Genomic DNA, 13,093 nt, shown 5'->3' with positions numbered 1-13,093 from the left:
TTTCGTCCCTCCTTACAATTGACAGACTATAAAATAATATCCACTTATATTTTGTTTAATTAATAATCAGGAAACGCCGTTAAATTCTTTTTTTGCGATATCGTCTGAATGCCAATACCGCACTGCCGGCAGCAAACAGTATTGCACTTGCAGGTTCTGGTGCGGCTACTATGCCGCCAAAAGCCCCGGAGGAAGTAGCTATAAAATCTTCCGGATTTCCATTCTCCATTTTCGTAAAGTTCATAGATATAATGCCACCCCCTCCGCCATTGGCAAGCAATTCATTTACATAACGTGAATCAGGAGCGCCGCTGACAGGCGTGATATTAGAAAGACCGGCCCATTCCACATCTCCGTTTACTACAACAAAATTATAAAGATTTGCAGTAATAAAGCCGTCAATTGAAAAGTCAACAGAGCCGGCAGTTCCTCCGGGAGGCGGCCCAAAACCCAGGTTATTTTCGGCGCTATTCATAAGCGTGCCAAATGACAGCGCAGCGTACAATATAGGATCATCAAAACCATAAGAGGTATCGGTATACTCAATCCAATACGCCGTGACATCTGTGAAAGAAAGTTCTCTTGTAGCGGCATCATAATAGTAATTTCCACCAAAAGTTAAATAAGGCGGCACTACGGCTGAAACATTGGCTGATAACAGGAAAATACCCGCTAACAAAAATAAAATACCTGTTAAAAATTTTTTCCGGCTTATTTTCATTTTAAAGCACCCCCGCATTTTTTAACGTAGAAAATTTTATTAAATGTCATGAGCATGCATAGCTTGCACTACAATAAAATCATAAGTTAAATTAATAGCATTGTCAAGATTTTTTATAGTTTCTTATGGGAGGTATAAATATTTTTTATAGTGTGCAACGATGCAACAGTGAGAATGGCCTTCCCTGCATCAAAAATTTCCCCTTGACAAATACATAAAAATATAATAATATTTGCATATATGGAAAAATCACAAAAAATTGAGGCGCTTAAAGCTATTGCGCATCCGGTGAGAATAGCCATACTTGAGGAACTTCAGAACGGCGTGAAGTGCGTCAGTGATTTTACAACATTCCTTTCCGCCAAAGGCGGATCTGCATTTGGCAGAGAAATCAGCCAGCCGAATGTTTCACAGCACCTTGCGGCATTAAGACATGCCGGACTTATTGATTATTATGTTGACGGAAGATTGAGGTGCTACTTTTTAATAAATCCGATAATACCAGATTTAATTGAACTGCTCAAAAAAGATTATCCCGATGAATTGCCAAGACCTAAATGCTGTCCGATAACAAAAAAGGGGACTTATCCCGGTAACCGTAAAAGATAAAATTATTTAAACACAGAGAAAAACATAACTAAATTTAGCCACAGATTGGCACGGATTAACACTGAAAACACAGAGAGAAAATACAGATTAAAAAAATCTGCGTAAATCTGCGGCTGAAGAATAAAAAGGAGGCAGTGATGAAAAAAAATGTTGTTAAGCTATATGTCAATGAGCCGAGGGGCAAGAGGTGACAGCAGAACACCGAAGCCGCCCGGTGGGCGGAAAAAGAGCTTGGCGCAGAGATTATTGTAATTAAAAAGACATCGGATGAATATAAAATGGAAAATAACCCCTTGCCGTGTCCGTCTGTTGTGCTGAACGACAGAGTGCTGGCAAACAACGGGACAGTTACTTATGAAGAACTAAAGGCGGAGATAGAGAAAAAATATTAGCCACAGATTTACACAGATTAACACAGAGGAAAACTTTGTGTTTTCAAAAAAGACGTCATTCCTGTGAAAACGGGGATCCAGAGATGTTATTAAAAAAATACTCTGCGGTCTCTGTGGTTAAATTTTAGAATATAAAAAGGGGAATATTATGGATATACCATTTTTAATTACACTCGTTCTTCTCGGACTCGGCGGCGGTTTCCTGTCAGGACTGCTCGGGCTTGGAGGCGCTATTTTCATGATACCGCTTCTGCTTTATGTCCCGCCGCTTTTAGGCGTCGGACTTCTGGATATGAAAGAGGTGGCTGCCGTAAGCATGGTGCAGGTTCTTTCCGCATCTTTGTCCGGGCTGATTGTTCATCACAAAAACCGTTTTGTCAGCAAATCCATTCTTTTGTATATGGGGCTCTGCAATGCCGTTGGAAACCTTGCAGGCTCCCTGCTTTCAAAATACACAAAAAGCACTTTCCTTTTAGCCGTATTTGCGACAATGGCTGTTATTGCGGCGATAGTCATGTTTATCCCGAGACGTGAGCAGGGTGAGAACATTTTGCCAGAGGATGTTAAATATAACAAGCTTCATGCTTCATTGATAAGCCTTGCAATAGGTACATTCGGAGGCATGGTCGGAGCGCCAGGCGCATTCATCTATATCCCTGCTATGATATATTTTCTGAATATTCCAACCCGCATTGTAATAGGCAGTATGCTCGGGGTTGTGTTCATGGGCGCTGTTACAGGCACTATCGGCAAACTTGCAACCGGGCAGATAATCTGGCCCTATGCGATAGCCCTTGTGATTGGCACGGTTCCCGGGGCTCAGATCGGAGGAAACATAAGCAAAAAGGTCAATACCAAGCACCTCAGGATGATTATTGCAATAATTATTGCAATCACAGGGCTGAGGATGTGGTGTCAGGTATTGACAGGACAATAAACAGTGTTAGAGACTCAGAGTCTCAAAGTGTAAATACTGATAAATAACGGAGGAAAAAATGGAAAAAATAACTAAAAACGTTTCGGTGATGTGTTTTCATGACGAGTTGTGTCAGGTCTATAATGCGCTTATGACCGCATACAGTCTCTTGAAAGAGGGGTCTAAGGTCACAATCTTTTTTGGGTCGCGCGGGGTCAACGCCCTTCATAAGGACAAGGTAAATAAACTTGTTTGCATGCCGGACCAGCCCAAAGAAGAAAGCGATGCCGTTATGAAGAGGATGGAGGATATGAACCTCCCGACGGCGGAAGATTTACTTTTCATGCTCTACAAGGAGGGAGCGAGGCTGCTTGCCTGTCCCTTGAATGTGCCGCTGTTTAATATGAAGGAAGAAGATTTTGTTGACGGTGTTGAAATAGCCAGTCCGGCTACGTATTATAAGGATATAGTTATTAAGGCGGATATGAATTTGACGTTTTAATAGAATACAGGGGTCAAGCGGTCAAGGATTCCAGCGGCTAAGTGTTAAAGCAACTACGAAATTCACTTGAATCCTTGAACCCATGAATCCTTGAACCCTAATTAAAAGGAGGCAGGTCATGGAAAATTTTATCTACACTGTATTGCTCATATTTCACAACATTGCGCTTGTCGGGTGTGCGGCTGCGCCTTTTTACAACCTGAGGCTGGTTAATCAGCGCGCGCAATTCGGCAAAAAACTCCATTATCAGCTTGACAAGGTTGTGGAGGACACAATTCAGGGGCTGGAGCCTTACTGCTGGACATTCATCTTTGTGCTTTTTGTGACAGGATTTGGTTTCCCAATAACCTACTATGCCTTTCACGGGCAGTTGAAGGAATTTGATGCTGTCGTATTTACGGCATTTGTACTGAAACATGTCTTTGTCATAGGCATGGTTGCAATGGCAGGGACTATTGCATTTACCATCAACCCTAAGATAAAGGAGGTATTCTCCAAATTTTCTCCCGACGCACAACCTCAGGAAGATATGGTGAATAAATTCTTCGGCTTACGGGCCAAGAGGAAAAAACTGTGCAAGATATGTTTTGTATTCTCAATTCTTATTCTTGCAATAAGCCCGGCGCTTAGGTATTATTAGCTATGAACAAAAAAATCTCAGAGATACACGCCGACATATGTAAAACACTGGGAAATTCCAAAAGGATTGAAATCCTTAACGCTCTCGGAAACAGAGAATTAAGCGTCAGTCAGCTTGTAGCTGTGCTCGGTATAGCTCCGGCAAACGTCTCACAGCACCTTGCCGTTATGAGACAGAAAGGCATTCTGACGTCACAGAGGAACGGGAACAACATTTTTTATAAAATTTCCAATCCTAAGGTGATAAAGGCCTGCAGCCTTATGAGAGAGGTGCTGCTTGAGAGGTTTAAGGAAGGAGGCAGGATAGCAAGGAGATTGTCCGGCAAGTAATTTTTTTAACAAGAATATTCAAAATTTAGAATATTCTAAATTATTTATATTCTAATCATTAGATTGGAGGTTGAGCAAACATGAAAAAATTTTCCCTTGTTGAATTCTCTGTTGCACATCCTAAGCTGGTTGTATTCCTGACCATTATTATCACTGCTGCTTTTATGACCCAGTTCCCAAAAGTTAAGACAGATACCAATCCCAAAAACATGCTCCCTAAAACATCTGATGTAAGGGTCTGGAATGATGAAGTTGACAGCGCCTTTGGACTGTATGAAGACATGATTGTTGTGGGTATTACTAATGAAAACGGGGTTGTCAATCCTGAAACACTAGAAAAGATTAAGGCGATAACAGATGCGATAACGCGTATTAAGGGCGTTGCCTCAAGGGATGTGAACAGCTTTCCTACAATTACCAACGTGACCGCAGAGGAGGGCCTTTTAAGGGTGGCTCCTCTAATGTCTGATATCCCGAAAGAAGGTGAAGGGCTAAGGGCATTTCAGAAAAATTTATTTAAAAACCCGCTGTTTTTAAACCGCATTATCTCGGCAGACGGAAAGACAACGGCGATTTATGTTCCGCTTGAAAAAGGAGCCAATGGCAAAGAAATAGCGGACCGCATAAGGGAAATATTAAGGAAACAAAACGGCGGCGAAAAATACTATGTGGCAGGGGACCCTGTTGCAAGGGATACCTTCGGCGCCGAGATGTTCAAGCTAATGGCAGTCTTTGCCCCAATCGCAGGAATGGTCATGCTCGCTGTCAGATATTTTATGTTCAGGGACCTTTTCCTTTCTGTCACGCTTATGATGGACGCCATGATAAGTATTGTCTGGAGCATGGGTCTTTTGATAGCTCTCGGGTTTCCTGTCCATATCATGAGCTCCATGGCGCCTGTATTTCTGATGGCGATTGCCACAGACAGCATCCATATTTTTAATGAATTTTACTTCCGCTACAATGAGAAGAAAGACAAGAAGACTGCAATCATAGAGACGATGAAAGCTGTAGGCCGTCCTGTGCGCTATACGGCGCTGGCAACCGCCGCGGGGTTTGCCGTGCTTTTATTTATGAACATTGTCCCGGTCAAAGTTTTCGGCGGGCTCATTGCATTCGGCACTGTGGTTTTAAGGATTTTGAGTTTCAGCTTTATACCGGCGATGTTTACCTTTGTCAAAGAAAAAAATATAGAGAAGGCATCGCATGGCGAAGATATTACCGCCGGCTGGACATCCGGATTTCTGAGGAACCTTGCCGGATTCGGGACGCATAAACCGAGAGCAACAGTCACGATAGGCATTATATTTTTTGTTATATCCGTTATCGGAATATCAAGAATTGTGGTGAATAACAATATGGTGGACTGGTTCAAGAAGGACAGCGAAATACGCATTGCGGACAGGGAAATAAATAACGCGCTTGGAGGCACATCTCTCGGTTATGTTGTGGCTGTTTCTGAGGAAGAAGAGTTTATCAAGAATCCGGAGACTATGAGATATTTAGAAGGACTGCAGAGGCACATTGAAAAACTCCCTGAGGTTGGAAAGACATTTTCGGCAGCCGATTATGTAAAGAGGATAAATCTTGTTATTCATGACAATGACAGTAAATACGACGCAGTCCCTGATACAAAAGAAGCGATAGGGCAATATCTCTTTTTATTCGGCATGTCGGCAAAACCGTCTGATTTGGACAATGTAGTGGATACTGCATTTAAGAAGGCAAACATATGGGTACAGCTTAAGACATGGGATGCCGGTGCAATGAAGGATGTGATGAATGCGGTTGACGAATACAAAAAGATGTATCCGATTCATATGGAACTAAAACCTGCTGGAATTGCTTATTTTAATCTTGTATGGAATCATGAGGTCCTGTGGGATATGGTTAGAGGTTTTATCCTTGCCCTGATTGTTGTGTTTGTGATACTTGTCTTGAATTTCCGTTCGGTCAAATGGGCGGTGGTAAGCTATGTGCCGCTGGTATTTACCGTTATCTTTATTTACGGAGTTATAGGGTTTTCGGGCAAGAGATTTGATATGCCCATATCTGTGCTTTCCTGTCTCAGTCTTGGCATGGCAGTTGACTTTGCAATTCATTTTATAAGCAGGTTTAAGCGGAGGTTTGCCGAGATTCAACAATCAGTAAATAATAGCCGGCAGCAGAGCCCGTACGCTAAGGACTATTGTCCGCCGGCTGCTTTAGTGATTGACGCGTTACTCTGGACTGCGGCAAGGCCTGGCAAGGGAATAATGCGTAATGCGGTTCTCTTTGCAGCATCTTTTGCTGTGATGATATTTGCCCCGCTTACGCCGTATATTACCGTCGGCGCATTTATCGTCAGCATGATGCTGCTGAGTGCAGTGATGACAATAGTTTTCCTGCCGGCGCTGATAATGCTTACGAAATGCTGGCTGTTTAAGGGAGGTGATAAGTAAGTTCTTCTTGAAAGGAAGAAAAGGGGAGTGCAGGTGCAGGATACAGCCCCGTGAAGGACAAACTTAAAATAAAATTAAGTTTGATAACCGCATCCTGCACTCCGATTATAACATAATTTATTAGTTATAAGAGGAGGGAAACATGAATTCTCAGCAGACAATAAAAGGAGTAATAATAGGGGGAGTTGCAGTTATTCTCGGGTTCTTAGTGGTTTACAGCCAGACAGGCATACCCGAAGGGTCAAAGGAACAAACACATCAAGCTGCCGCTGCCGGGTATGGCGGCGCAGGTAGTCCAAGAACACCACTTCTTGAGTATGTAGGCTCACCTGCCACGCCAGAGGAGGAAAAGACACTGAAAAAGATGAACCTGTACCTGCTGACACAACCTGAAGAATTAGAAAAGAGCCTCGGTATGTGGATAGTGGTTGATTGCCGTCCAAAAGATTTATATGATGAAGGCCATATCCCTACGGCAATACATCTCGGTGAAACCTGCAACGATTTTTTCAGAGATGATCTGGAAATAAAAGGAATAACGGACAGGTCTCAGGAGCCAGGGGAGAGAAAGCAGGAGGCGGCTGCGCCTGGTTATGGAAGCGCGCCTGGCTATGCACCTGCAGCAGGATACGGAGGGACAGTTAGTCCGAAGACAACCGTGATGAATTCCGGGACCAGAAGCGGGTTGTTAAAAGATTTAGCGCTGGGACAAGTGGAAAATCTTGAGAAAAAGCTTGGCAGGATTGGAATCACCCGCGATAAAACACTTGTATTTTACGATCAAAGGGAAAATTCGGATGAAGCTGGAAGGGGCAGATATTACGGCATCTTTTCAGGGTATGTTTTTGTTCCGTTCTGGTATATGGAGTATTTAGGGCATAAGGATGTCCGTGTGCTTGACGGCGGCATTGGAATATGGACAGCGGGGGGCAAGCCGCTGGAGCAGAAGACGAATAAGCTTACACCGGTGCAGTTTAAAGCGGATGTGGTAAAAAGCAGGCTTGCAACTACTGAGGAAGTTCTGAAAATAGCAAAGAAAGAAGAAGACGCCCAGCTCATTGACAGCAGGACCATAGCCGAATATCTGGGGGAATCTCCGACCCCTCCGGGACATTTTTTAGCTGATAAGATAAAGAGGGCGGGCCGTATACCAAATACAATACGGAATGTCCCACATTTTTATCAATTTATAGACCCGCAGACTGCTAAACTCAGGCCGATATACCAGCTTCAAAGACTTTACGGTGGTTTGGACAAAGACAAGAGGACGGTGCTTTATTGTTACATAGCAAACCGTATTTCGTTCTCTTACTTTGTGCTCAGGCTGCTTGGCTTCAAAGACCCTGCTATTTACCATGATAGCTGGATTGTCTGGGGCAATGACGAGACCCTGCCTGTTGAGACAGGCAAGAAAGTCGCAGATTAAGGAGAGACAAAATGAATGTAAGAATTTTGAAGAAAATCTTAGCGCTGATAGTTGTGCTTTCACTGTTTTTGCCTATAGTTTTCACAGCAACGGCTGGACCAAGAGGGGGAGAAGAAGAATTAAAAGAACGCATAGAGATAACAAACAAAAAACGTGTTACCCCTAAGGAGATAAAAAGATTTGAAGAAAGTCTTAAGAGTTATTTCTTTGAAATTGTGGATTTTGATGTTATTGATAGGGTGATGAAAGCAGTTGATCTTAAAGAAATTACCCCCGGAGATGCGCTTACAGTGATAGTCATTGTAAAACTCTCTAAAAAATCTGACAAAGAGATAATAAAAATGAAGAAAGAAGAGAAGAGCTGGACAGAGATTACGAATGCAGTAGGTATAAAACTGAAAGATGTAGTTAAAGAAGTCAAGGAATTCCAGAAGATGTCAGGATGTGCATGAAAAACAGTGAACGGTAATCAGTGAACAGTAAATAAAAAGATATAAAGCCATCGGAGGTTAATATATGAAAATAATCAAAATCTTACTCTGTCTGGTTTTTGTGATAGCAATAGCATTTCCAACCTATGCTGATGACTTAGAATTAGTCAAAAAAATAGACACAGTAGTAAGCCAGGGACCAGAGAATGGAAACTATTTTGTAGGGGCAAATGATGTTTATATGTGGTTGAAGATGAAAAAGACTGATTTTTTAGCGGTTGATGTCAGGATTGGCGAAAATGCCCTTAATGTATACAAGGCAGCGCATATTCCTGGAGCTATATATATCCCGTACAACGAGATATTTAAGCCCGAAAACCTCCAGAAACTTCCAAAAGATAAGAAAATAATTTTTGTATGCCACATGGGTGCAAGTGAGGCGTTACTTATAGTGCCTATGAGAATGCTCGGATATGATGCATATGGGATGCTTTTAGGAATGGCTGGCTGGCAGAAGGATTACCCTGCTGCTGAGTATGTGCAGGGATTAATAGATGCTCCAAAGACAAAGAATTATCCACTGGAAAGTGGAAAAAGTGAAAAAGAAACTAAATAAAGAATTTTTAAAGGGGGTTGTATGAAGAGAATATTTACAAAACCATGGTCTTTTGTATGGGGCGGATTTTTAGTTGGTCTTGCAGAGGTAATTTATTTCCTTAAATATGAGACGCCGATACCGATAACCACAGGACTTGCAAAGATGTTTGGTTCAATTGAGGAAAATATTACAAAGACTAATTATATCACCAGGCTCTATGATGCAGATATCCATTGGATTATAATCGGCATTTTAGTCGGCGCATTCCTTGTAACAATCCTTGAGAGGGAACATAAGGCCTGGGCCAAATATCCCTTTAGTATTGCGGCGCTCTCATTTTTAGGCGGGGCAACTTTTGGGCTTGGCACAAGGATTGCGCAGGGATGCACTACATGGCACTATTTGGGCGGAATTGCGGCTATGAGCCTTACATCTTTAGTTGTGGCAATGGTGAGCATTCCATTTGCATTTCTTGCGTTTCTGTTTATGGCAAAACTTAATGTTGCCGGTTTTATGAAACACCATGAGACACACGCAACTGTCAAGCACTGTGTTGAACTTGAATATCCAACTGAAAGTTTATGTTATGACCCTGAATATAAACCATATAAGGATCCTTTAAGAATAGTCCTGACAGCATTCTTATTTCTATTATTAATATCAACTTTTTGGACGGCATTCAAAGGAGAGACATCTAACAGTATTGGACGACTGCCATGGACAGAAATATCTCTTAAGACGTTGGTTGGATTTTTACTTGGTTTTGGCATTGCAAAAACAGGGTTTGGAACAGAATGCGCTGTTATGGCGCCTCATTCCCTTCATATGCCAAAAAATTTTTTTGATACTATGAAGGTGGCAAAGATAACACAAACAATGTTTACAGGACTCATGCCCTTTACAGCATTGCTTATAGCTATCCTCATGCTAAATATAACGATACTTATTACTTGGATATTCTTTGGCTGGGATATTCCGGTTGTTGTAGAGGCTGGCAAGTATAAGTGGGGGTTTCATTGGGGACATCTTATTGGAGGGCCTCTCCTCGGCATAGGCGCTGTGCTTATGATAGGCTGTGAAATAAGATCATATGCAAGAACAGCTATGGGATACCTTACTGGCTTGGCGGCCCTCCCGGGGTTTTTCTTTGGATATCTGCCATTTACGCTTTATAGGGAAAAATTTGAGGAGTTATTTTTTGCCAAAGGAATTATTGAAGAAAGAAATATCCTTGAACTTTTACCTGATATTCCCTATATTCAATATGGGTTTGCAGTTCTTTATACAGGAATTCTTGCAGCGCTTCTCATATGGGCAATAAAAAAGGGTTCTCAGACAATAAAAATAACCCCTAAGGAATATATTACTCATTCAACAGACGAGATATTTCTCAAAGGGCTTCAGAAAAAAACATAGGGGTGTAAAATAATGAACAAACAATTTAATAGGAGGTTTAAGACGATGAGATTTTTCATTTTGTTACTTATAATGCTATTGCCTGTTGAGACATTCGCTCTTGATGCCACTGATATTATGAAGAAATCTCAGGAAGCTTTTCTTTATCAGGGCAAAGACTTTAAGGCTCGGGTAATGATGAAATTAATTAGCAAGGGTGGTCAGGAGAGGGTAAGGGAAATGACAATGCTGAGAAAAAATTACGGCGCATCAGGAGGCGAGCAAAAATATTTCATGTATTTCTTTCAGCCTGCCGACGTAAAAGATATGACGTTTATGGTTTATAAATTTCCTGCAAAAGATGATGACAGGTGGCTGTTTATACCGGCAATTAACATGGTTCGCCGGATTGCGGCGCAGGATAAGAGTTCAAGCTTTGTCGGCTCTGATTTTACATACGAAGACATATCCGGAAGGGATATTGAGGATGATACGCACAGCATTGCAAAGGAAGAAAAAATAGGCGCAAGGGACTGCTATGTGATAAAAAGCGCTCCAAAGGCTCAGGATGCTGATTACAGTTACAAACTCTCATGGATTGATAAAGTCAATTTCCTGCCGTTAAAAGAAGAGTATTATGACAAGAAGGGCGAGTTAAACAGGGTTTTTACTGCAGATGAAGTTAAAGATGTGAAGGGTTTTCCAACGGTTACAAAAAGGGCAATGAAAAATCTTCTGAGCGGACACAGGACAGAGGTAACATTCACAAAGACGGATTACAACATCGGCGTTGAGGACAGCCTTTTCAGCGAGCGATTCCTCAAACAACCACCCAAGAAGTGGGTGGAATGAGAAGCCGTCAGCGGTTAGCTGTTTGCAGTCAGTTAAGACGGAGTACATTTATTGTCTGTGCTCTGTGTTCTGTATTCTACGCTCTGTCTGTTTCATATGCAGCTGCATCAGAGACCTCTATTCACGGCTTTCTTCAGGGCAATTATTCTGCGGACCTTGACATGTCCAATCCTGACGGTGGCGATTTTAAATGGGCTGAGGAGAGGATGCAGTTAAAGCTTGATACAAACAAAGAACCATTCCGGTTATTTTTTAAAACAGATGCCTATTATGACCATGTTGACGAAAAGACGGATTTGGAGATGAGGGAAGGATATGTTGATTTTACTTCTTCAAAATGGGATTTAAGGATTGGCAGACAGGTTATCACATGGGGCGTTGGCGATTTAGTTTTCATAAATGATGTATTCCCCAAAGACTACGAAGCATTCTTTTCCGGCAGACCGATGGAATATTTAAAAAAGGGAGTTGACGGCATAAAGATAGGCGTATATCCATCCTCTGTCTCTGCAGAGGTAATTGTTATTCCATTTTTTGAACCGAATGTTTATCCTCAAGGCAATAGGTTTTACATGTTTGACCCCATGCCGTTGGTTACAAACAGGGAAGAGAGGGAGCCGTCAGGCAGTCTTGATAATACAGAGACCGCTTTCAGGATATACCGCGATATTGCCGGCTTTGATACATCGGTATATTTTTACAAGGGGTTTTATAGGCAGACTTCAATGCTGCCTGACAGCATGTCATCCCCAACCAAGATTGACCTTTTTTATCCTGAACTCTCTGTTTACGGCGCAAGCACACAGGGAAGGGCGCTGGACGGCGTCCTGAGTATTGAGGCGGGTTATTACGATTCAAGGCAGGATGAAAACGGAACAGACCCCATGATACCTAATTCGCAGTCCAAAAATTTATTTGGTTATCAGAGACAGATATGGGAAGATTTTACTGCGGGACTTCAGTATTACTGTGAGTACATGCACGATTATTCAGACTATGAAAGAAATGTACCGTCAGGATTCCCGCAGGAAAATAAATTACATCAACTTACTTCGGTAAGACTCACACAACTCCTGATGCATCAGACGCTGAAGCTTTCCCTTTTTTCTTTCTACAGTCCGTCTGATGGTGATTACCTGCTGAATCCCGAGATTAAATACAATTTCTCAGATAATATCTGGGCTGCTATTGGGGGAAATATCTTCGGCGGCGGCGACGAGTGGAGCCAGTTCGGGCAATTTGAAAAGAATGATAATCTGTATGCTCAGATGCGATATGAGTTTTGAACCGATAGAACCCTGTCGGAAGATGCGTCTCTCTTTATCCACATGCGGATATTATGCATTTAAAATGCAGAAATGTCCAGCATTCATTTTGTCCATCAGGCATTTGCTGGACATTGACCGTGTCAAGCCTTTTTGCTATACTTCGCGTAACAGACTAATAACGGACCAACAAACTGTCTAATGGGCAAGGCAAGCAAAATATACTGTTGTTTATGAAAGGGGACAATTGATATGCAAAATCATATAGATGAACAGCATCTTGCACGCGAGAAAGGCAGTAAAATTATTGATTCTATGGATCATGAATTTCATGATGCATCAGATAGAGTCATTGCTATTGTCGGTGTCGCATACCTTGGTGGAAAATTGGGGTCAGGTCTTGAAATATAAGATTAATTGTGTTAAAGTTGTAAGAAATGGCAAGACCCTTAAGAATAGAATACCCCGGAGCAGTGTATCATGTAACTTCACGGGGTAATGCAAGAAAGAAAATATTCAAAGACAATACGGATAGGGATAAATTTCTTCACACCTTAAGTATTGTTATAATAAGGT

General features: G+C 41.9%; 14 protein-coding genes. 13 read left to right on the top strand and 1 reads right to left on the bottom strand.

All coding sequences use genetic code 11. From position 1 onward, the window contains the following. Nucleotides 1–79: 79 nt before the first annotated feature. Complete coding sequence (locus tag HZA10_01900) at nt 80–721, bottom strand: hypothetical protein (GenBank protein MBI5195056.1); 642 nt, start codon at nt 719–721, stop codon at nt 80–82. A 240-nt stretch (nt 722–961) separates the two neighbouring features. Here HZA10_01900 and HZA10_01895 point away from each other — a divergent pair, with 240 nt between their 5' ends. The 13 genes from HZA10_01895 to HZA10_01835 all read left to right on the top strand — a co-directional run bounded on the left by HZA10_01895 (nt 962) and on the right by HZA10_01835 (nt 12,928). Then, complete coding sequence (locus tag HZA10_01895) at nt 962–1,330, top strand: winged helix-turn-helix transcriptional regulator (GenBank protein ID MBI5195055.1); 369 nt, start codon at nt 962–964, stop codon at nt 1,328–1,330. Nucleotides 1,331–1,870: 540 nt separating this feature from the next. Further along, a complete protein-coding gene (locus HZA10_01890; GenBank protein ID MBI5195054.1) occupies nt 1,871–2,659 on the top strand; it encodes a sulfite exporter TauE/SafE family protein in 789 nt (262 codons plus the stop codon). A 58-nt stretch (nt 2,660–2,717) separates the two neighbouring features. After that, nucleotides 2,718–3,140: a DsrE/DsrF/DrsH-like family protein gene (locus HZA10_01885; GenBank protein ID MBI5195053.1), complete on the top strand. Its 423-nt coding sequence runs from the start codon at nt 2,718–2,720 to the stop codon at nt 3,138–3,140. A gap of 118 nt (nt 3,141–3,258) precedes the next feature. Further along, entirely contained in the window at nt 3,259–3,780 is a 522-nt protein-coding gene (locus HZA10_01880) for a hypothetical protein (protein MBI5195052.1), read from the top strand. A 2-nt stretch (nt 3,781–3,782) separates the two neighbouring features. Beyond that, nucleotides 3,783–4,109, top strand: a complete 327-nt coding sequence (locus HZA10_01875; GenBank protein ID MBI5195051.1) for a winged helix-turn-helix transcriptional regulator — start codon at nt 3,783–3,785, stop codon at nt 4,107–4,109. An 80-nt stretch (nt 4,110–4,189) separates the two neighbouring features. Then, entirely contained in the window at nt 4,190–6,550 is a 2,361-nt protein-coding gene (locus tag HZA10_01870) for an MMPL family transporter (GenBank protein MBI5195050.1), read from the top strand. Between the two features lie 142 nt (nt 6,551–6,692). Next, a complete protein-coding gene (locus HZA10_01865; GenBank protein MBI5195049.1) occupies nt 6,693–7,976 on the top strand; it encodes a sulfurtransferase in 1,284 nt (427 codons plus the stop codon). Between the two features lie 11 nt (nt 7,977–7,987). Then, nucleotides 7,988–8,428, top strand: a complete 441-nt coding sequence (locus tag HZA10_01860) for a hypothetical protein (GenBank protein MBI5195048.1) — start codon at nt 7,988–7,990, stop codon at nt 8,426–8,428. Between the two features lie 64 nt (nt 8,429–8,492). Further along, nucleotides 8,493–9,023 carry a rhodanese-like domain-containing protein gene (locus HZA10_01855; GenBank protein MBI5195047.1) on the top strand — a complete coding sequence of 177 codons (531 nt, stop codon included), beginning with the start codon at nt 8,493–8,495 and terminating at the stop codon, nt 9,021–9,023. A gap of 21 nt (nt 9,024–9,044) precedes the next feature. Continuing rightward, nucleotides 9,045–10,421, top strand: coding sequence for a YeeE/YedE family protein (locus HZA10_01850; GenBank protein MBI5195046.1), 1,377 nt, complete (start codon nt 9,045–9,047; stop codon nt 10,419–10,421). Nucleotides 10,422–10,466: 45 nt separating this feature from the next. Continuing rightward, nucleotides 10,467–11,252, top strand: a complete 786-nt coding sequence (locus tag HZA10_01845; protein ID MBI5195045.1) for an outer membrane lipoprotein-sorting protein — start codon at nt 10,467–10,469, stop codon at nt 11,250–11,252. Beyond that, the gene (locus HZA10_01840; protein MBI5195044.1) at nt 11,249–12,538 is read left to right on the top strand and encodes a hypothetical protein; all 1,290 of its coding nucleotides are present in this window, start codon (nt 11,249–11,251) and stop codon (nt 12,536–12,538) included. Before HZA10_01845 ends, HZA10_01840 begins: the two co-directional genes overlap by 4 nt. A 231-nt stretch (nt 12,539–12,769) precedes the next feature. After that, nucleotides 12,770–12,928, top strand: a complete 159-nt coding sequence (locus HZA10_01835) for a hypothetical protein (GenBank protein ID MBI5195043.1) — start codon at nt 12,770–12,772, stop codon at nt 12,926–12,928. Nucleotides 12,929–13,093 lie beyond the last annotated feature (165 nt).

It is taken from the genome of Nitrospirota bacterium (genome assembly GCA_016212185.1).
Lineage (GTDB): Bacteria > Nitrospirota > Thermodesulfovibrionia > UBA6902 > DSMQ01 > JACRGX01.
This window is presented reverse-complemented; position numbering and strand designations above follow the sequence as displayed.

Excerpts from the sequence above, each read along its gene's own strand:
- HZA10_01880 (MBI5195052.1), top strand. The coding sequence starts at position 3,259 with ATGGAAAATTTTATCTACACTGTATTGCTCATATTTCACAACATTGCG.
- HZA10_01900 (MBI5195056.1), bottom strand. The coding sequence starts at position 721 with ATGAAAATAAGCCGGAAAAAATTTTTAACAGGTATTTTATTTTTGTTA.
- HZA10_01870 (MBI5195050.1), top strand. The coding sequence starts at position 4,190 with ATGAAAAAATTTTCCCTTGTTGAATTCTCTGTTGCACATCCTAAGCTG.
- HZA10_01835 (MBI5195043.1), top strand. The coding sequence starts at position 12,770 with ATGCAAAATCATATAGATGAACAGCATCTTGCACGCGAGAAAGGCAGT.
- HZA10_01840 (MBI5195044.1), top strand. The coding sequence starts at position 11,249 with ATGAGAAGCCGTCAGCGGTTAGCTGTTTGCAGTCAGTTAAGACGGAGT.
- HZA10_01865 (MBI5195049.1), top strand. The coding sequence starts at position 6,693 with ATGAATTCTCAGCAGACAATAAAAGGAGTAATAATAGGGGGAGTTGCA.
- HZA10_01845 (MBI5195045.1), top strand. The coding sequence starts at position 10,467 with ATGAGATTTTTCATTTTGTTACTTATAATGCTATTGCCTGTTGAGACA.
- HZA10_01895 (MBI5195055.1), top strand. The coding sequence starts at position 962 with ATGGAAAAATCACAAAAAATTGAGGCGCTTAAAGCTATTGCGCATCCG.
- HZA10_01855 (MBI5195047.1), top strand. The coding sequence starts at position 8,493 with ATGAAAATAATCAAAATCTTACTCTGTCTGGTTTTTGTGATAGCAATA.
- HZA10_01860 (MBI5195048.1), top strand. The coding sequence starts at position 7,988 with ATGAATGTAAGAATTTTGAAGAAAATCTTAGCGCTGATAGTTGTGCTT.
- HZA10_01890 (MBI5195054.1), top strand. The coding sequence starts at position 1,871 with ATGGATATACCATTTTTAATTACACTCGTTCTTCTCGGACTCGGCGGC.
- HZA10_01875 (MBI5195051.1), top strand. The coding sequence starts at position 3,783 with ATGAACAAAAAAATCTCAGAGATACACGCCGACATATGTAAAACACTG.
- HZA10_01850 (MBI5195046.1), top strand. The coding sequence starts at position 9,045 with ATGAAGAGAATATTTACAAAACCATGGTCTTTTGTATGGGGCGGATTT.
- HZA10_01885 (MBI5195053.1), top strand. The coding sequence starts at position 2,718 with ATGGAAAAAATAACTAAAAACGTTTCGGTGATGTGTTTTCATGACGAG.